Below are 17,689 nucleotides of genomic sequence, written 5' to 3' on the forward strand. Positions count from 1 at the left end.
TGCAGGCACCGGCCGTACTCTCATGTGCTCGCGAGGAGTTCCCCGATCCGGCGTAGACCCGCTAGATCGTGGACATCCTCCGGCATCGCACTTACCTGGACGACAGGCACGGTGGGGTGGGCCGAACTGAAATGGTCCCGCTCCCGGTGCTCGCGGGCGGCGAGCTGCATCCTGCCGGTGTGCAGCCGCAGTACGGCGGCGGTCAGCTCATGTTCGCCCCGCGACTCCAGGTCTTCCGCCGCGGCGGCGCTACGCGCGGCTGAGAGCGCCGCCGCGGTGGGTTCGTGCACCCGGTTGACCACCAGTCCGGCCAGGGGCATGCGCTCCTCAGCGAGCCGCTCGACGAAGTAGGACGCCTCGCGCATCGCGTCGCGCTCGGGCGTGGCCACCACCACGAAGGCCGTGCCGGGCGCCTGGAGCAGCCGGTAGGTCATCTCCGCGCGCTGCCTGAACCCGCCGAAGACGGCGTCGAGCGCCGACACGAACGTCTGCAGGTCCTTGATGACCTGCGCGCCCAGCAGCTTGGTCATCGCGCCCGCCATGAGCCCGAACCCGGCGTTGAGCAGCCGGAACGCGCTGCGCCCTCCCGCCTTGGCCGGCGCGGTCAGCAGCCGGATGAACCGCCCGTCGAGGAAGCGGCCGAGCCGCTCGGGGGCGTCGAGGAAGTCGAGCGCGGACCGTGAGGGCGGCGTGTCGACGATGATCAGGTCCCACTCGTCCGAGCGGCGCAGCTGGCCCAGCTTCTCCATCGCCATGTACTCCTGGGTGCCGGCGAAGCTGGAGGACAGCGACTGGTAGAAGGGGTTCGACAGGATCTGGCGGGCCCGCTCGGGGTCGGCGTGCGCCTCGATGATCTCGTCGAACGTACGCTTCATGTCGAGCATCATCGCGAACAACTCGCCGCCGCCCTCGGGCGAGCTGATCAACCGTGGCGTGTTGTCGAGCTCGGTGAGCCCCATCGACTGCGCCAGCCGCCGCGCGGGGTCGACGGTCAGCACGACCGCGCGCCTGCCGCGCTCGGCGGCCCGCAGCCCCAGGGCGGCGGCCGTGGTGGTCTTGCCCACGCCACCGGCGCCGCAGCAGACGATGATCCGGGTGCCCTGGTCGTCGAGGATGGCGTCGACGTCGAGTACGGCGGGCTTCTTCACGCTGCTCCCTGGGTGCGGATGGCCTCGGCCAGCTCGTACAGGCCGGCCAGGTCGACGCCGTCTGCCAGCAGCGGCAACTCGTAGGACGGCAGTGTCTCCTGCGCCAGCGAGGCGCGCTCGGCGCGTTCCAGGTCGGTACGGCGGGCGTGCTCGGCGACCTCTTCCGCCAGCGCCTCCGCCGTCGAGGCGGCGCCGTCGGAGAGACCGGCCGCCTTGAGCCCGAGCGTGAGTTCGGCCACATCGAATCGGCCCTTGACAGCACTGTCAAGGGCGGCCTGCGGAAGAAGTGATTCACGCACCATGTTGATGAAGATCCCGCCGGGCGGCAGCCCCGCCGAACGCAATTCGGCGATGCCGTCCAGCGTCTCCTGAACCGGCATCTCCTCCAGCAAGGTGATGAAGTGCACCGCTGTTTCCGGAGATTTCACGACCTTGCTCACCAGATCGGAGTGGTTCTTGATCGGGCCGACTCTGGCCAGCCCGGCGACCTCCTGGGTGACGTTCAGGAAGCGCGAGATGCGGCCGGTCGGCGGCGCGTCGAGCACGACGGCGTCGTAGACCCGCCTGCCGTTCTTACCGCGACGGCGCACGGCCTCAGTGGTCTTGCCGGTCACCAGGACGTCGCGGAAGCCGGGCGCGACGGTGGTCGCGAAGTCGACGATGCCCATCTTGGTCAGCGCCCGCCCCGCCCTGCGCATGCCGTAGAACATCTCCATGTATTCGAGCATGGCCTCCTCGGGGTCTATGGCCAGCGCGTAGACGTCGCCGCCCGACGGTGCCACGGCGATCCGGCGCTCCTCGTACGGCAGCGGTGGCAGGTCGAAGATCTGCGCGATGCCCTGCCTGCCCTCCACCTCGACGAGCAGCACCTTGCGCCCGCCCGAGGCCAGTGCCAGGGCGAGGGCCGCGGCGACCGTGGTCTTGCCTGTGCCGCCCTTGCCGGTGACCACGTGCAGCCGCACGCCGTCCCAATCGGTGTCCCGAGAGTCCACGTTTCGAGGCTACCGAACGGTCACTTGCCGGATGCCGACGACCACCCTTTGAGATTGCTCACACTATGGGTGCGGCGCGCTCAGCGGTGCATCACAGGTTGCCGGCTCCAGCACCTACGCTGGCCTCCATGAAGAAATGGGAGTACCTGACGGCTCCGGTGCTGATCCACAACACCAAGATGATCCTGGACAACTTCGGAGCCGACGGCTGGGAGCTGGTCCAGATCCTGCAGGGTGCCACGCCCGAGCAGCTCGTCGCCTACTTCAAGAGGGAGAAGCAGTGACGCCCGAAGAGAAGATCACCGAGCTGGGGCTGACGCTGCCCGAGGTGGTCGCGCCGCTGGCCGCCTATGTGCCGGCCGTACGGACCGGCGACCTCGTCTACACCTCGGGCCAGGTGCCCATGGTCGACGGCAAGATGGCCCAGACCGGCAAGGTCGGCGCCGAGGTCGGCCTCGACGACGCCCGTGAGCTGGCCAGGATCTGCGCGCTCAACGCGCTGGCCGCGCTGAAGGCCGAAATCGGCGACCTGAGCAAGGTCGTGCGGATCGTCAAGGTCGTGGCGTTCGTGGCCAGCGACCCCGCCTTCACGCAGCAACCCCAGGTCGCCAACGGCGCGAGCGAGCTGCTCGCGGAGGTGCTGGGTGAGGCGGGCAAGCACGCCCGCAGCGCCGTGGGCGTCGCCGCGCTGCCGCTCGACGCTCCGGTCGAGGTGGAGCTGATCGCCGAGGTCGCCTAGAGTCCGGATATGTCACCATGACCCGAGTGATGTTCTAGAAGGAGGTCATGTGACTGGTCTTCGACTCCCGGACGAGCTCGCCGAGCGAGCCAGGGACATCCTCGCCGGACGTGTTCAGCCGGTCCCCGCGCGGGACGCCGCCACGGTGGTGATCCTGCGCGAGGGGCCAGAGGTATATCTGCTCCGGCGCAAGGCCACGATGGCCTTCGCGGCGGGCGCCTACGTCTTCCCAGGCGGCTCGGTCGATCCCCGTGACACCGACCACGCCGTCGCCTGGGCCGGGCCCTCTGCGGCGGACTGGGGCGAGGTCTTCGGCGCGGACGAGGCGGTCGCGCGCGGCCTGGTCTGCGCGGCCGTACGAGAGACGTTCGAGGAGTCGGGGGTGCTGCTCGCGGGGCCGGGGCCCGATTCGGTCGTCGACGACACCACGGGAGACGACTGGGAGGCCGACCGGCTCGCGCTGATCGACCGGAGCCTGGCCTTCGCCGACTTCCTCGCCAAGCGCGGCCTGGTGCTCCGCTCGGATCTGCTCAAGCCCTGGGCGCACTGGATCACACCGGAGATCGAGACCCGGCGCTTCGACACCCGCTTCTTCGCCGCCGTGCTCCCCGAGGGGCAGCGCACCCGCGACGTCGGCGGCGAGGCCGACCAGGTCGCCTGGAAACGCCCGGCCGACGCCGTCGAGCTGGCGCACGAGGGAAAGATCTTCCTGATGCCGCCCACCTACCGCACGCTGAACGAGCTGGCCGCCTGCGACTCGGTGGCGGCCGTCCTGGCCGCCCGGCGCGAGATCGTCACGATCCTGCCCAGAGTGGTGGAGGTCGACGGTGAGTTCCAGTTGGTGACGGCATGAGCGGCCTGCACATCCCGGCCGGTTCACCCGACGGATCCCGTACGACCCACGCCGAGAACCTGCTCGCCCCCAACCCGTCACCGATGACCCTCGACGGCACGAACACCTGGATCATCGGCGGCCAGGACACCGTCGTCATAGACCCCGGCCCCGACGACGAGCGGCACCTGCGCCGGGTCGCCGATCACCTGGCCGGGCGCCGGGTGAGCCGGATCCTGCTCACCCACGGCCACCACGACCACAGCGGCGGCGCCAGGCGCTTCGCCGAGCTGGTCGGCGCGCCCGTGCGGGCGCTCGACCCCAAGCACCGGCTCGGCGACGAGGGGCTCGGCGACGGCGACGTGGTGCGCGCCGGCGACGTCGAGGTGCACGTATACGGCACGCCGGGGCACTCGTTCGACTCGCTCTGCTTCTGGCTGCCCCAGGACAAGGCCATGCTGACCGGCGACACCGTGCTCGGCCGCGGCACCACGGTGATCGCCCATGACGGTGACCTGGCCGACTACCTGCGCAGCCTCGACCGGCTCAGGGCCATGGCCGAGGAGCTCGGCGTGGTGGCGCTGCTGCCGGGCCACGGCCCGGTGCTGGCCGACCCGGTCGGCGTGCTCGACGGCTATCTCGCGCACCGGCGGCAGCGCCTCGACCAGATCAGGGCGGCGCTGCGCCAGGGCGCCAAGACGCCCCGCCAGATCGTGGAGATCGTCTACAGCGATGTCGACACGTCGCTCTGGCCCGCGGCCGAGATGTCGGTGCGGGCTCAGCTCGACTATCTGGAGCGGTTGTAGAGGCGGTCCATGTCGAGGATGACCACGGCCTTGGCCTCGATGCGCAGCCAACCGCGCTGTGCGAAGTCGGCGAGAGCCTTGTTGACCGTCTCGCGTGAGGCGCCGACGAGCTGGGCCAGCTCCTCCTGGGTGAGGTCGTGGTGGACGCGCAGCCCGTCGTCGGTCTTGGTGCCGAACCGCTCGGCCAGGTCGAGCAACTGCTTGGCCACCCGGCCGGGCACATCGGTGAAGACCAGGTCGGCCAGCACGTCGTTGGTGCGGCGCAGCCGCTGGGCCAGGGCCCGCAGCAGGTGGAGCGCCACCTCGGGACGGCCGGTGAGCCAGGGACGCAGGTCGTCGTGGCCCAGCCCGGCCAGGCGCACGTCGGTCAGCGCGGTCGCGGAGGCCGTACGGGGGCGCGGGTCGAACAGCGACAACTCGCCGAACATCTCGCTGGGACCCAGCACGCTGAGCAGGTTCTCGCGGCCGTCGGGCGAGGTGCGCGACAGCTTGATCTTGCCTTCGAGCACGACGTAGAGCCGGTCGCCCGTCTCGTTCTCGTGGAAGAGCGTCTGCCCCTTGGACAACTGGACTTCGGTGATGCTCGTCCGCAGCGCCGCGGCGCTCTCACGGTCAAGCGCGGCGAACAGGGGGGCCTTGCCCAGCACATCTTCGGTGTTCACTCTGCCTCCTCTGCTGCCATTGTGACGCACCCCACTCCAGGCGGCACACGTAGGCTATGGGAATGCCCACTGAGTCCAGGCTCGCCCTCGTGCGTCGCGCACGCCGGATGAATCGCATCCTGGCGGAAACCTACCCCGACGCCCATTGCGAGCTCGACTTCGGTACCCCGCTCGAACTGCTGGTCGCGACGATCCTCTCGGCGCAGTGTACGGACAAGAGGGTCAACATGGTTACTCCTACCCTCTTCGCCAAGTACCCGACGGTGGATGACTATGCGGGCGCCGACCGAGCGGAAATGGAAGAGATCATCCGTTCGACGGGGTTCTTCCGCGCCAAGACCAACAGCATCATCGGCATGGCCCAGGCCGTGTGCGAACACCACGGAGGGGCGGTGCCCGGCAAGCTGAAGGACCTGGTCAAGCTGCCCGGCGTGGGCCGCAAGACGGCCAACGTGGTGCTCGGCAACGCCTTCGGCGTGCCGGGGCTCACCGTCGACACGCACTTCCAGCGGCTGGTCCGCCGCTTCGGCTGGACCGACGAGACCGACCCGGTCAAGATCGAGCACGTGGTGGCGGAGCTGCTCCCCAAGCGCGAGTGGACGATCTTCTCGCACCGGGTGATCTGGCACGGCCGCCGCATCTGCCACTCTCGCACGCCGGCCTGCGGCGTCTGCCCGCTGGCCGCCCTCTGCCCCTCGTACGGTACCGGCCCCACGGACACCGCCAAAGCTCAGAAGCTCGTGAGATCGGGCCCCTTCTCGTGATCTCCTATCCGTGAGCGGGGAAGTCCCCGAACCCCCGGCGTGTTGGAGATTGCGTGACTCAGGTGCCTGACTGGCTCGACCGGCTCGCGGCGCGGGCCGTACGGACTTCGGTGCCCTCCGGGCTGCTGCCGCCCGCGGAGGGCGGCCGGCCCGCAGCGGTTCTGCTGCTGTTCGGCGAGGGGCCGCTCGGCCCCGACGTGCTGCTCATTCAGCGCAGCTCGCACGGGCGCAGGCACGCGGGCCAGCCGGCCTTCCCGGGCGGCGGCGTGGATCCGGAGGACGGCGGGCCCGTCGGGGCGGCGCTGCGCGAGGCGGAGGAGGAGACCGGCCTCGACCCGAGCGGCGTGACCGTGCTCGGCACGATGCCCGAGCTCTTCATCTGGCGCAGCGACAACCGGGTCACGCCGGTCGTCGGCTGGTGGCATACGCCGTCGGCGGTGCACGCGGCCTCGCCCGCCGAGGTCGAGTCCGTGGAGCGGGTGCCGATCTCCGAACTGGTCGATCCGGGCAACCGGTTCACGCTGCGGCATCCGCGCGGCTTCGCCGGGCCGGCCTTCCGGGTGCGCGGCATGCTGGTGTGGGGGTTCACCGCGATGGTGCTCGACGCGGTGCTGCGCGAAGGCGGCCTGGAGCGGCCATGGGACCCCGGGCAGGTGGAGGAGATGCCGCCCGACGTCCTGGAGCTGGCCTCACGGGGCTGAACAGGGCCTCACGGCGCTTGAACGGGGCCTCACAGGGCCGGACAGAGCTTCAGACGACCGGGCCCAGGCGATCCGAGTCGCCCGTGGTCAGCGCGACGCCGAGCGCGGCCCAGCCGGCCACGTCGGCGTCGCTGTCGGCGGCCAGCGCCCGCAGCGCGTTCAGCCCGGCCCGGTCCGGCGGGTCGCCCAGCACGTGCTGGAGCGCGTACGCGGCGCCGTACCTGACGCGTGGGTCGTCGTGCACGGCCAGGTCCAGCACGGACGGCAGCGACCGGGGGTCGGCCAGGTGGCCGAAGGCGATGAGCACGGAGTAGAGCACCATGACGTCGTCCTCGCTGGCCGCCAGGTAGCGCAGGACGGGCAGCGTCCGGTCCGCGAACATCTTCAGCATGCCCATGATGTCCACTCCGAGCAGGCGCTGGGTGACGTCGTCCGCCGCGCAGAGCCGCCGCGCCTCGATGAAGGACTCCAGATCGTCGCGCTGCCGTAGTACGGAGATCACGTGCCAGCGCACCGCCCCGTCGGGATCGTCGTCGCCAAGAGCTGCTTCGATGAGGCCGCGCACTGTTTCGTCGGTCGGCGGCATGCCGCCGACGGTATCCGGCCGGTGACGACGTCCTTGGGAAGACGTGCACACTTGACCGGATCGCTGGTTACCTTTGAATCGTGCGCGGTGATCTGCTTGACCTCATATTGATCGGCCTCGTGATCGCCTTCGGCATCTCGGGTTACCGGCAGGGCTTCATCATCGGCGTCATGAGCTTCGTCGGTTTCGTCGGCGGGGCGGTGCTCGGGGTCTTCATCGCGCCTCCCATCGCCAAGGCCGTCGTCGGCGGTGACACGCCGCAGGCGTTGCTCGCGATCGTGATCGTCTTCCTCGCCGCGACGATCGGCCAGTTCGCCTCCTCGACGATCGGCGCCGTGGTGCGCAGCCATGTCACCTGGGAGCCGGCCAAGGTCGCCGACGCGGTCGGCGGCACGTTCGCCAGCGCGCTGTCGGTGCTGGTGATCGCCTGGCTGATCGGGTCGCTGATCGTGTCGACGGCCTTCACCCCGCTCGTCGACCAGGTCAAGAACTCCATGCTGCTCACCACGGTCGACGACTCGATCCCGCAGACCGCGCGCAACTGGCAGCAGCCGTTCAAGAAGTTCGTCGACCGGTCGGAGTTCCCGCCGGTGTTCGACGCCATCGGCGCGGGCCAGCTCGTCGACGTGCCGCCGCCGGCGCGCAGCATCCTGCAGGGCGCCAAGCTCGGCCGGGCGCAGCGGGCCATCGTCAAGGTGCAGGGCAATGCCGAGAGCTGCAACAAGCTCATCGAGGGCACCGGGTTCGTCTACGCCAAGGACCGGATCATGACCAACGCGCACGTGGTCGCCGGCGTGACACGTGACCTGCAGGTCCTCGCCTACGACAACAAGCGCCACCCGGCCACGGTCGTCCGCTACAACCCGCAGCGCGACATCGCGATCCTGTACGTGCCCGGGCTGGACCTGCCGCAGCTCTCCTTCGACGGCACCGCGGAGAAGGGCGACAACGCCATCGTCGCCGGGTTCCCCAAGGGCCAGGGCTTCACGGCGGAGCCGGCCCGCATCCGCAGCCAGCTGGACGCCGAGGGCCCCGACATCTACCACAGCTCGAACGTCACCCGGAAGGTCTATGCGATCCGCGGCAAGGTGCTGCCCGGCAACTCCGGCGGGCCGCTCCTGACCGTGAGCGGGCAGGTGTTCGGCGTCGTCTTCGCCGCTGCGGTCAGCCAGGAGGACACCGGCTACGTGCTGACGGCCAACGAGGTCAGGCCCGACGCCGACCAGGGCAGGAACGACACCACGCCGGCCGGCACGCAGGAGTGCGACTAGCCGGGCAGCTCGCTCAGGATCAGCTCGATGGCCTGCTCCGGGTCGGTGTCCTGGCTCAGGCCCGACGCCGCCCGGCCCACCGAGTCGTACGGACCGCCGTACGACTGCACGCGGGCGGCGCCCCGGCCGAAGAGGGTCAGCGCCCCGCGCCCGTTGCCGCGTTGGAGGTGCGTCAGCCCGACGCAGATCTGCGCCAGCCCCTGCCACAGCTCACGCTCGTCGTCGGGGGCGCACTTCCAGCGGCCCTCGAACACCTCGTGCGCGTTGAACGGCAGGCCCTCGCGCAGGAAGCGGCGCCCGTCGGCCAGGGCCTGCGGTGTGGAGGGCGCGTAGTCGTCGGGCACCCGATCCACGCCGGTCGAGCCGTAGGGCAGCGGCCGGCCGTAGGCGTCACGTGGCCGGGCGTTGCGCGGCTTGCCGTCGGGATCGCGGTCTCTCATTGGTCGGGCTCCGGGTCGGACAGCCAGCCGATCAGCTCGGCATCGAACACGTCGGGGGTCTCCTCATGGGGGAAGTGGCCTGCGCCCTCGATCAGCCGCCACCGGTAGGGGGCGCTCACGTAGCCGCCCGAACCCTGGGCGGTGCGCGGCAGCACCCGGTGGTCGAGCGCGCCGTGCAGCTGCAGGGTGGGGGCTTCGATCTCGGTCTTCATGGTCCTGGCGAAACGCAGGCCGTCGGGACGGAACTGGGAGCGGCCGAACCAGCGGTGATACTCCAGCGCGCAGTGGGCGACGGTCGGGATGCGGAAGGCCTCGCGGTAGACGCGCGCGGTCTGCGCGTCCGGCCAGCCCGAGCCCGACCACGCGTCGAGCATCTTGCCGACCAGCGAGCCGTCGTCACGGGTGAGCCGCCGCTCGGGCAGCAGCGGCAACTGGTAGCCGATCGTCGGGAGGGTCGCTCGCAACTGGCCGAACGGGTCGGTCAGCAGCGACCTGCGCATGCGCAGCGGGTGCGGCGCGGACACGGTGACCAGCCGGCGCACGCACTTCGGGTCGAGCACCGCCATCGTCCAGGCGAGCAGGCCGCCCCAGTCGTGGCCGACCACGATGGCCCCGCTCTCGCCGAGCGCGCGGATCAGGCCGCTCGCGTCACCGGCCAGGGTGGGCAGGTCATAACCGCGCGGCGGCTTGTCGCTGCCGCCGTAACCGCGCAGATCCACCGCGGCCGCGCGGTACCCCGCGGCGGGCAGCGACCGCAACTGGTTGCGCCAGGTCCACCAGAACTGCGGGAACCCGTGCAGCAGCAGGACCAGCGGCCCCTCACCGGCCTCCACGACGTGGAAGCGGGTGCCGCCGGCGTGGACCGCGCGGTGCTTCCACGGGCCCTCGATCTGGACGACTGACTCGTCAGGCGCGCTCACTGGTCACCGGCTCTATCTCCTTCTCCGGACTGGCGATCTCCTTGAGGCCCTTGATCGACCTGGTCGTACGCTTCATCCCGGCGAGCCCTTTCAGCCTACGCGTCCCGATGAACACCAGCAGCGCGGCTACCACCAGGTAGAAGACGGTGACGATCAGGAAGGCCGCCCAGTTCGGCAGCCACTGGGCGAGCACGAAGGCGATCGTGAACGAGGCGAGAATCAGGCACAGGTGCGCCATGAAGGCGGCGGCGGCGAACAGGCCGCCGGCCGTGCCGACCCGCTTGGCGTCGAACCTGAGCTCGGCCTTGGCCAGCTCGATCTCCGAGCGGACCAGGGTCGAGATGTGATCGCTCGCCTGGGCGACCAGTGAGCCCAGGGATTCTTCCTCGGGAGTCTGCGGCATGAACGTCTCCTATCGAGGCCTGGTGGCCCTGTCAAACATCATCCAGCGCGATGCGGCGCTTACGCACCCGTATGTGGAGCAGTACCGCCGCCAGGACGGACGCGGTGAAGCTGGCCGCGAGGATCCCGGTCGTCACGGCGTCGGCCCGCTCCCGGTCGGCGCCGAAAGCCAGGTCGCCGATCAGGAGCGACACCGTGAACCCGATCCCGGCCAGCAGCGACACCGCCGCCATGTCCCGCCATTGGAGCTCTTCGGATAGTTTCGCCAGGCCCAGCCGTACGGACAGCCAGGCACCGCCGAACACACCCAGGAACTTCCCGATCACGAGCCCCGCTACCACTCCCAGAACTACCCGATCGGAGAAGATACCGCCGAGGCTGGACCCGTCGAGTTTCACCCCCGCCGACAGGAACGCGAAGACCGGTACGGCGAAGCCCGCGGAGATGGGGCGGAGGTAGTGGTCGGCCGCCTCCGCGGGGGAGCGGGTCTCGTGCTTTCGCGTCGTGACGCGGGTGAGCAGGCCGAGCGCCACTCCCGCCACGGTCGCGTGCACACCGCTGACCTCCACGGCGTACCAGGCGCCTGCGGCCAGCGGCAGGTACATCCACAGCCTCCCGGCGCCCGAGCGCTGCAGGATCCCGTAGACGGCGATCAGGGCGGCGCCGGCCAGCAGCATGAGCAGGTTCAGGTGGTCGGTGTAGAAGGCGGCGATGATGGTGATGGCGCCGAGGTCGTCGACGACCGCGCTGGTCAGCAGGAACGCCCTCAGGGCCGGGGGCATCGCGCTGGCGGTCACGGCCAGCACGGCGAGCGCGAAGGCGATGTCGGTGGCGGTGGGAATCGCCCAGCCGCGTGCCGCGTCCGGCGCCCCCCAGCTCACCGCGAGGTACACGAGCGCGGGCACGGCCATGCCGGACAGGGAGGCGACGATGGGCAACGCGGCCTTACGCAGATTGGCCAGCTCCCCATGGACGAACTCCTCCTTGACCTCCAGCCCGGCCACGAAGAAGAAGACCGTCAGCAGGCCGTGCTGCGCCCACTCATAGAGCTCCATGGGGCCGAGCGCGACGTGCTGGAGCGCGGCGTAGCCGCCGTGCGCGACGTTCGCCCAGATCAGCGCGGCGACGGTGGCGGCCAGCATGACGATGCCGCCGATCGTCTCGGCGCGCAGCGCCTCGGCCACGGTGCGTGCGTAGCGGACTGTGGGTGGGAAGGGCCACTTCTCGGTGGATTTGCGCACGGGGTCTCCTCTGGCGGGTGTCGCGAGGATCGCCTCCCCGTGACGCCGACCCGACTTCCCGGCACACCGCTATCACCCTAACCCGGTAACCGGCCCAGAACGCGCACGTCACGGCGGCCGGCCCCGTGCGGGTTCAGCGGCCGTTCCCCTGGAGGCCACCCGCCACGTGCGGCGGGTGGCCTCCAGGTTGGCCGTGCCGTAAAGGAGCAGTCCTTTTTCAGTCCTCGCTCTTCGCGGACGGGAGCTTCTCCGAGATGAGGTCCATCACGGTGCTGTCGGCCAGTGTGGTGACGTCGCCGACGCTGCGGTTCTCCGCGACGTCGCGGAGCAGGCGGCGCATGATCTTCCCCGAGCGGGTCTTGGGCAGCTCGGGCACCACCAGGATCTGCCGCGGCTTGGCGATGGGCCCGAGCGCCTTGGCCACGTGGTTGCGCAGCTCAGAGGCGATGTCGGCGCCCTCCTCCGCGGAGCCGCGCAGGATCACGAACGACACGATGGCCTGCCCGGTCACCGGGTCGGTCGCGCCCACGACGGCGGCCTCGGCGACCTTCGGGTGGCTCACCAGCGCGCTCTCCACCTCCGTCGTGGAGATGTTGTGGCCCGAGACGAGCATGACGTCGTCGACGCGCCCGAGCAACCACAGGTCGCCGTCCGAGTCCTTCTTGGCGCCGTCGCCGGGGAAGTACATGCCCTCGAACCGGCTCCAGTACGTGTCGATGTAGCGCTGGTCGTCGCCCCAGATCGTCCGGAGCATGGACGGCCACGGCTCACGGATCACCAGGAAGCCGCCACCGCCGTCGGGCACGCTGTTGCCCTGTTCGTCGACCACGTCCGCGCTGATGCCCGGCAGCGGGCGCATCGCGGCGCCCGGCTTGCCGCTGGTGACGCCCGGCAGCGGGCTGATCATGATGGCGCCGGTCTCGGTCTGCCACCAGGTGTCGACGACCGGGCAGCGCTCGTGGCCGATGTGCTCGCGGTACCAGACGTACGCCTCGGGGTTGATGGGCTCGCCGACCGAGCCGAGGATGCGCAGGCTGGACATGTCGTACTTGGCGGGGATGTCGTCGCCCCACTTCATGAACGTCCGGATCGCCGTGGGGGCGGTGTAGAGGATCGTGATCTTGTACTTCTGCACGATCTCCCAGAACCGGCCCCGGTGCGGGGTGTCGGGAGTCCCCTCATAGATGACGCTGGTCGCGCCGTTGGCGAGCGGGCCGTACACGATGTAGGAGTGTCCGGTCACCCAGCCGATGTCGGCGGTGCACCAGTAGATGTCGGTCTCCGGCTTGAGGTCGAAGACCGCGTGGTGCGTCCAGGCCGTCTGGGTCAGGTATCCGCCGGTGGTGTGCAGGATGCCCTTCGGCCGGCCGGTGGTGCCGCTGGTGTACAGGATGTACAGCGGGTCCTCGGCGTCGTGCGGCTCGGCGGTGTGCTGGTCGCTCTGCCGCTCGACCACGTCGTGCCACCACACGTCCTTGCCGTTCGTCGCCACCTCCTGGCCGGTGCGACGTACGACCAGGACGTGCTCGACCTGCGGGCACTCGGCGACGGCCTCGTCCACGGTCGGCTTGAGCGCCGAGGGGGCGCCGCGGCGGTAGCCGCCGTCGGCCGTGATGACCAGCTTGGCGTCGGCGTCGTCGATGCGGCTCTTCAGCGCGGTCGCCGAGAACCCGCCGAACACCACCGAGTGGACCGCGCCGATCCTGGCGCAGGCCAGCATCGCGATCGGCAGCTCGGGGATCATCGGCATGTAAATGGCGACGCGGTCGCCCTTGCGCACGCCCAGCTCCAGCAGGGCGTTGGCGGCCTTGCTGACCTCGGACTTCAGGTCGTTGTAGGTGAGGGTACGGGTGTCGCCCTCGGGCTCGCCCTCCCAGTGGTAGGCGACCTTGTCGCCGCGGCCCTCTTCGACGTGGCGGTCGACGCAGTTGTAGGCGACGTTCAGCTCGCCGCCGACGAACCACTTGGCGAACGGCGCGTTCCACTCAAGCGTGGTCTCCCACCGCTTGGCCCAGGTCAGCCGGTCAGCCGCACTCTCCCAGAACGCGAGCCGGTCGGCCGCCGCCTCGGTGTACGCGGCGGAGGTCACATTCGCCGCCGCCGCCAGGTTGGCCGGTGGTGCGAACCGGCGGTTCTCCTGCAGCAGGTTCGACAGCGCCTGGGGCTCGTTGCCAGGGGTTTCCGGGGCCACCTCGTACTCCTTCTATGGCCAGATCTGACAGGTCGGGTCCCACTCCACCAGGTCACCTGCTCCGCACACAAGAGGTCTAGACAGGTCTGTACATGTGGCGACGCGCGGCCGATCTGGTTATCAAGTGGTCTTACACGTGCTATTGAACTGTTGTCATCTTGGCACCGAACGAATATGGAACGGGCCAATGGGTGGGTTTATTGGGTCCCCCGCTAGTGTTGAATCCCGTGAGTGATCCACTGGCTGTCATCGCGGCACTTCCCGGCGTTCCCGAGGCGGTGGAGGAGGCCAGGCAGGCCGTCGACGGGCTGTATCGCCATCGTGTCCTGCGCCGCGCGAGCCCGGCGGTGTCGGCCGAGTCGTCCCTGCGCGGAGCGCGGGCGTCGGCGGCCATCGAGGGTGCCGACGTGCCCCTGGACGAGCTGCGACAGGGCTCGGTAGAGGATCCCGTCGTCCAGGGCGCCCTGCGGGCGTCAGCCGAGCTGGGCCGCTTGGGCTCGACCTGGCGCAAGGCCCCCCGTCAGGTGCTCGCCCGCCTGCACACGGTCGCCGCGGCCGGTCTCACGGACTCACTCGGCCGGCCGCGCACCCCGGACGAGGAGCTGGCCGCGCGTCTGGAGAGCCTGTTCGGGCTGCTCGAAGCGCCCACGAAGGCGCCCGCGCTCGTGCTGGCCGCCGTCGTCCACGCGGAACTGGCCGTGTTGCGTCCGTTCGGTACGGCCGACGGCGTCGTCGCGCGCTCGGCCGAACGGCTCACACTGGTCGAGTACGGGCTGGACCCGAAGTCGCTGGTGGCCGTCGAAGTGGGGCATCTGGAGCTGCCCTATGCCGATGGCCTGCGGGCCTACCTGAGCGGATCACCCGACGGGGTGGCGGCCTGGGTACGACACTGTGCCGCCGCGGTCACACTTGGCGTACGCGAGACGACCGCGATCTGCGAGGCGCTGCAAAGGGGCTGACATAGCTGACGGCGTCTCAGTCATGAGACGCCGTCGGCCGATACGTCACACCGGGTTACCAAGCGTGCACCTCTATTCGTCGGAGCGGGACAAGCCCGTCACGACGCGCCTCCCGCGGCTGGTCGCGCGTGGGTGCCTGGTTGACGCACCCGGACAAGTGGTCCGTGTCACCTTTGTACGACGGATTCGCCCTGATGGGAACCCCTGGGAGCAAGACCTTTACCCGGGCGAGGGCCTCCGGGGGCGGAGATTTCGCGCGACCGGGGGTTTTGCTGTGGTTATCAACCTGTGACGATCACTCTGAGTGAGCTGCTTTATGTGATCGTTATGAGGGGGCGAAAAAACTTGGCGAAAATGCGAGATTGCTCCTCGACGAAACTCGAGTTGATCGGGCAGCATACGGGGGTATCTCTTGAAACTAGAGCGACTGCGCATGGGTTTGCTTTGCCAGTCTCTTGCCATGCTCTGGTCAAGTGATGAAAGCTTTCTTCTGAAACGGGACCGGCTCTACCCCCCCGGAGCCGGACCGATCAGGCGACCCCCGCTCTCCCCCCCGGCGGGGGTCGCCCCTTTTCTGGACGGCTTGGGTTCTGCGCGGCTGAGGTCGCCTCCCATCCCGTTGTCCACAGGGCATCCCTCCTCCAGCCCCGTCATCCACAGAACCACGTTCGGCGGCCCGCCACCCCACCCTCCCGGCGCATGGTGTACCTCCCAACCGCCAGATCAGGGAGGCCCCTCATGCACCGCCCACTGGTCATCACCGAAGACCGCGACCTACTCGACGACCTCGTCCGCGTGGCCGCCGCAGCCGGAGCCCAGCTCGACGTGGCCCACGCCCCCGCCCACGCGCGCCCTTTCTGGAACCTCGCGCCCCTGGTGGTGATAGGCGGCGACCTGGCCGACGCGATGGCCGCCACCTCACCACCCGCCCGCGACGGCGTGCTCCTGGTCACCCGCGACCCGGAAGACCCCGACAGCTGGCGCCGATGTGTGGCCGTGGGCGCCCAGGCCGTCATCGACCTGCCCGGTGGCGAGCGGCGCCTGGTGGAGGAGTTCGCCGACGCCATGGAGCCCGATCCCCGCTCCGGCGTCGTGCTCTGCGTCATCGGCGGCCGGGGCGGGGTGGGCGCGAGCGTACTGTCGGCCTGCCTGGCCCTGCGCGCCTCCGGCGACCGCCTGCGCACGCTGCTGATCGACGCCGACCCGCTGGGCGGCGGCATCGACGCGTTGCTGGGACAGGAGGAGGCGACCGGCGCGCGCTGGGGAGATCTGGTGGCCCGCGAGGGCCGGGTCGGCTCGGCAGCCCTGCAGGCCGCGCTACCCGCGTTCGGCGACCTGACGGTCCTGTCCTTCCACCGCGGCGAGGTACGGGCGATCCCCGCCCAGGCCATGCGCTCGGTGCTGGAAGCCGGGCGCCGCGGCTTCGACGTGGTGGTCGTCGACCTCCCGCGCCACCTCGACCCCGCCGCCATCGAGGCACTGACAAGGGCGAGCGGCACACTGCTCGTAGCAACGGCCGACGTACGCGGCGTCCTGGCCGCCGCCCAGGTCCTCACGGAGGTCAACCGGCACACCGCGGACATCCGCGCGGTCATCCGCCCCGGCGTCCTCGACGACGACGTGGTGGCGAGCTCCCTCGGCATCCCTTCCGCCGGCCACCTACCCGACCAGCCCCGCCTCCCCACCACCCTGAACCGCGGCGAACTCCCCAAACTCGGCCCCCGCACCGTCCTCGGCGCCCTGTGCACATCCCTCCTACGAGACCTACTTCCGTCGTGACGAGACAGCCGTAGTTCTGTTGCCGCCGGACTCGCTGGACGAACGTTTTCCCTGTGCGCCACGCCCTGACCTGTCCTCGGCAAGGAGCTGTCCGCGCCCGCGCCCGTATCAGCCGAAGCAGTCGTAGACCGTGGCTGCCGTACCTGTCGGGTGGACCGGGCGGGTCGGGCCGCCCCATGACGGAGAGCACCATCCACGGCGGGCGCGCTGTCACCCAGGCCGGACCGGAATTAGCGCATGCCAGGCCAGAAGTGAGCACATGTCAGCACAGACACAGAGCACAGAGAAATGAGCACATGAACCCGGGCGTTTCACCCGAGCTGATCGAGGCCGTGCGCGTACGGCTGGCACGGACCGGCGTCGAACCAAGCGCCGCCCAGGTAGCAGTAGCCCTACGAGCCGAAAAATCCGTATACGGCGATGCGGAGATCCTCGCCGTAGCCCGCTCTCTCTGCGCCGACCTCATAGGAGCAGGCCCGCTGGAGCCCCTCCTGACAGAGCCCGACGTCACCGACGTCCTGGTCAACGGCTCTCGCGAGGTATGGGTCGACGACGGCCACGGCCTGCGCAGGACCCCGGTGACGTTCACCGACGACGGCGCCGTCCGCAGGCTGGCCCAGCGCCTGGCAGCCGCCGCCGGGCGGCGCCTGGACGACGCCTCGCCGTACGTGGACGCCAGACTGGCCGGAGGAGTACGCCTCCACGCCGTGCTTCCGCCGATCGCCTCAGGCGGCACCTGCGTGTCGCTCCGCCTGCCACCGAGACGGACGTTCACCTTGCCCGACCTGGTGGCGGCAGGCACGATCCCAGCGTCGGCAGTACCACTACTGACGGCCATCGTGACGGCCAGGCTGGCATTCCTGGTGACAGGCGGCACCGGCACAGGCAAGACAACACTCCTGTCAGCCCTGCTGTCGCTGGCCGACCCAGGTGAACGCCTGCTTCTCGTAGAAGACTCAGCCGAACTCCGCCCGCTCCACCCCCACGTCGTACGCCTGGAGTCCCGTCCGCCAAACCTCGAAGGCGCCGGCGGCGTCGGCCTACGAGACCTGGTCCGCCAGGCCCTCCGCATGCGCCCCGACCGAGTAGTGGTCGGAGAGGTCAGAGGCGCCGAAGTAGTGGATTTGCTGGCCGCTCTGAACACCGGCCACGAGGGCGGCTGCGGCACGTTAACTGAACTAGTAGGAGAGTTATCCCAGTTCAGAGGCACATTTCTCTGATCTCTGCTAGCGTCCCGCGCCATGGCTGACCCAAAT

At 69.9% G+C, this 17,689-nt stretch carries 18 protein-coding genes and 1 pseudogene; 10 read left to right on the plus strand and 9 right to left on the minus strand.

Annotated features, from left to right (window positions below; translation table 11 throughout):
- Positions 1-20: 20 nt before the first annotated feature.
- Both AB0F17_RS44350 and AB0F17_RS44355 read right to left on the minus strand, forming a co-directional pair.
- Positions 21-1,148 carry an ArsA family ATPase gene (locus AB0F17_RS44350; protein WP_358036091.1) on the minus strand — a complete coding sequence of 376 codons (1,128 nt, stop codon included), beginning with the start codon at positions 1,146-1,148 and terminating at the stop codon, positions 21-23.
- On the minus strand, positions 1,145-2,140 hold the full coding sequence (locus tag AB0F17_RS44355; protein ID WP_358036093.1) for an ArsA-related P-loop ATPase: 996 nt from the start codon (positions 2,138-2,140) through the stop codon (positions 1,145-1,147). The genes AB0F17_RS44350 and AB0F17_RS44355 overlap by 4 nt, the downstream gene beginning before the upstream one ends.
- Positions 2,141-2,268: 128 nt before the next feature.
- On the opposite strand from AB0F17_RS44355, the gene AB0F17_RS44360 reads away from it, so the two are divergent.
- From AB0F17_RS44360 to AB0F17_RS44375, 4 genes are read left to right on the plus strand one after another with little or no spacing between them, the layout of a single operon-like run.
- Positions 2,269-2,424 (plus strand): hypothetical protein, encoded by a 156-nt coding sequence (locus tag AB0F17_RS44360; RefSeq protein WP_165959776.1) that lies wholly within the window; start codon positions 2,269-2,271, stop codon positions 2,422-2,424.
- Positions 2,421-2,879, plus strand: coding sequence for a RidA family protein (locus AB0F17_RS44365; protein ID WP_358036095.1), 459 nt, complete (start codon positions 2,421-2,423; stop codon positions 2,877-2,879). The genes AB0F17_RS44360 and AB0F17_RS44365 overlap by 4 nt, the downstream gene beginning before the upstream one ends.
- Before the next feature lie 49 nt (positions 2,880-2,928).
- Entirely contained in the window at positions 2,929-3,732 is an 804-nt protein-coding gene (locus tag AB0F17_RS44370) for an NUDIX hydrolase (protein ID WP_358036097.1), read from the plus strand.
- Positions 3,729-4,517 carry an MBL fold metallo-hydrolase gene (locus AB0F17_RS44375; RefSeq protein ID WP_358036099.1) on the plus strand — a complete coding sequence of 263 codons (789 nt, stop codon included), beginning with the start codon at positions 3,729-3,731 and terminating at the stop codon, positions 4,515-4,517. The genes AB0F17_RS44370 and AB0F17_RS44375 overlap by 4 nt, the downstream gene beginning before the upstream one ends.
- Here the strand turns inward: AB0F17_RS44375 and AB0F17_RS44380 are convergent.
- Positions 4,499-5,179 (minus strand): Crp/Fnr family transcriptional regulator, encoded by a 681-nt coding sequence (locus AB0F17_RS44380; protein WP_185069893.1) that lies wholly within the window; start codon positions 5,177-5,179, stop codon positions 4,499-4,501. The genes AB0F17_RS44375 and AB0F17_RS44380 overlap by 19 nt on opposite strands.
- 62 nt (positions 5,180-5,241) lie before the next feature.
- Here AB0F17_RS44380 and nth point away from each other — a divergent pair, with 62 nt between their 5' ends.
- Both nth and AB0F17_RS44390 read left to right on the plus strand, forming a co-directional pair.
- Positions 5,242-5,943 (plus strand): endonuclease III, encoded by a 702-nt coding sequence (gene nth / locus AB0F17_RS44385; protein WP_358036101.1) that lies wholly within the window; start codon positions 5,242-5,244, stop codon positions 5,941-5,943.
- 53 nt (positions 5,944-5,996) lie between these two features.
- Positions 5,997-6,644 carry a CoA pyrophosphatase gene (locus tag AB0F17_RS44390; protein WP_358036103.1) on the plus strand — a complete coding sequence of 216 codons (648 nt, stop codon included), beginning with the start codon at positions 5,997-5,999 and terminating at the stop codon, positions 6,642-6,644.
- Between the two features lie 49 nt (positions 6,645-6,693).
- Here AB0F17_RS44390 and AB0F17_RS44395 read toward each other — a convergent pair whose 3' ends face one another.
- Positions 6,694-7,230, minus strand: coding sequence for a HEAT repeat domain-containing protein (locus AB0F17_RS44395; protein WP_358036105.1), 537 nt, complete (start codon positions 7,228-7,230; stop codon positions 6,694-6,696).
- 80 nt (positions 7,231-7,310) lie between these two features.
- Here AB0F17_RS44395 and AB0F17_RS44400 point away from each other — a divergent pair, with 80 nt between their 5' ends.
- On the plus strand, positions 7,311-8,501 hold the full coding sequence (locus AB0F17_RS44400; RefSeq protein WP_358036106.1) for a MarP family serine protease: 1,191 nt from the start codon (positions 7,311-7,313) through the stop codon (positions 8,499-8,501).
- On the opposite strand, the gene AB0F17_RS44405 is transcribed toward AB0F17_RS44400, so the two are convergent.
- The 5 genes from AB0F17_RS44405 to acs form a co-directional block, all read right to left on the minus strand.
- On the minus strand, positions 8,498-8,941 hold the full coding sequence (locus tag AB0F17_RS44405) for a DUF309 domain-containing protein (protein ID WP_358036108.1): 444 nt from the start codon (positions 8,939-8,941) through the stop codon (positions 8,498-8,500). The two genes, AB0F17_RS44400 and AB0F17_RS44405, sit on opposite strands and share 4 nt — an antisense overlap.
- Positions 8,938-9,861, minus strand: coding sequence for an alpha/beta hydrolase (locus AB0F17_RS44410; RefSeq protein ID WP_358036110.1), 924 nt, complete (start codon positions 9,859-9,861; stop codon positions 8,938-8,940). Before AB0F17_RS44410 ends, AB0F17_RS44405 begins: the two co-directional genes overlap by 4 nt.
- Positions 9,848-10,264, minus strand: coding sequence for a phage holin family protein (locus AB0F17_RS44415; protein WP_358036112.1), 417 nt, complete (start codon positions 10,262-10,264; stop codon positions 9,848-9,850). Before AB0F17_RS44415 ends, AB0F17_RS44410 begins: the two co-directional genes overlap by 14 nt.
- A gap of 31 nt (positions 10,265-10,295) precedes the next feature.
- On the minus strand, positions 10,296-11,504 hold the full coding sequence (gene nhaA, locus AB0F17_RS44420; RefSeq protein WP_358036114.1) for a Na+/H+ antiporter NhaA: 1,209 nt from the start codon (positions 11,502-11,504) through the stop codon (positions 10,296-10,298).
- 217 nt (positions 11,505-11,721) lie between these two features.
- Positions 11,722-13,695: an acetate--CoA ligase gene (acs, locus tag AB0F17_RS44425; RefSeq protein ID WP_358036116.1), complete on the minus strand. Its 1,974-nt coding sequence runs from the start codon at positions 13,693-13,695 to the stop codon at positions 11,722-11,724.
- 227 nt (positions 13,696-13,922) lie between these two features.
- On the opposite strand from acs, the gene AB0F17_RS44430 reads away from it, so the two are divergent.
- The 3 genes and pseudogenes from AB0F17_RS44430 to AB0F17_RS44440 all read left to right on the plus strand — a co-directional run.
- Entirely contained in the window at positions 13,923-14,654 is a 732-nt protein-coding gene (locus AB0F17_RS44430) for an oxidoreductase (RefSeq protein ID WP_358036118.1), read from the plus strand.
- A gap of 738 nt (positions 14,655-15,392) precedes the next feature.
- Complete coding sequence (gene ssd, locus AB0F17_RS44435) at positions 15,393-16,433, plus strand: septum site-determining protein Ssd (protein ID WP_358036120.1); 1,041 nt, start codon at positions 15,393-15,395, stop codon at positions 16,431-16,433.
- A 296-nt stretch (positions 16,434-16,729) separates the two neighbouring features.
- Positions 16,730-17,605 (plus strand): annotated as a pseudogene (locus AB0F17_RS44440) (TadA family conjugal transfer-associated ATPase); the annotation flags it as partial.
- Positions 17,606-17,689 lie beyond the last annotated feature (84 nt).

The sequence above is a fragment of the Nonomuraea sp. NPDC026600 genome, from assembly GCF_040638335.1.
Classification (GTDB): Bacteria; Actinomycetota; Actinomycetes; order Streptosporangiales; family Streptosporangiaceae; genus Nonomuraea.

What these genes read in the sequence shown, in the direction of transcription:
- AB0F17_RS44395 (WP_358036105.1), bottom strand. Translation starts at nt 7,230, where the DNA reads ATGCCGCCGACCGACGAAACAGTGCGCGGCCTCATCGAAGCAGCTCTT.
- ssd (WP_358036120.1), top strand. Translation starts at nt 15,393, where the DNA reads ATGCACCGCCCACTGGTCATCACCGAAGACCGCGACCTACTCGACGAC.
- AB0F17_RS44405 (WP_358036108.1), bottom strand. Translation starts at nt 8,941, where the DNA reads ATGAGAGACCGCGATCCCGACGGCAAGCCGCGCAACGCCCGGCCACGT.
- AB0F17_RS44375 (WP_358036099.1), top strand. Translation starts at nt 3,729, where the DNA reads ATGAGCGGCCTGCACATCCCGGCCGGTTCACCCGACGGATCCCGTACG.
- AB0F17_RS44360 (WP_165959776.1), top strand. Translation starts at nt 2,269, where the DNA reads ATGAAGAAATGGGAGTACCTGACGGCTCCGGTGCTGATCCACAACACC.
- AB0F17_RS44415 (WP_358036112.1), bottom strand. Translation starts at nt 10,264, where the DNA reads ATGCCGCAGACTCCCGAGGAAGAATCCCTGGGCTCACTGGTCGCCCAG.
- nth (WP_358036101.1), top strand. Translation starts at nt 5,242, where the DNA reads ATGCCCACTGAGTCCAGGCTCGCCCTCGTGCGTCGCGCACGCCGGATG.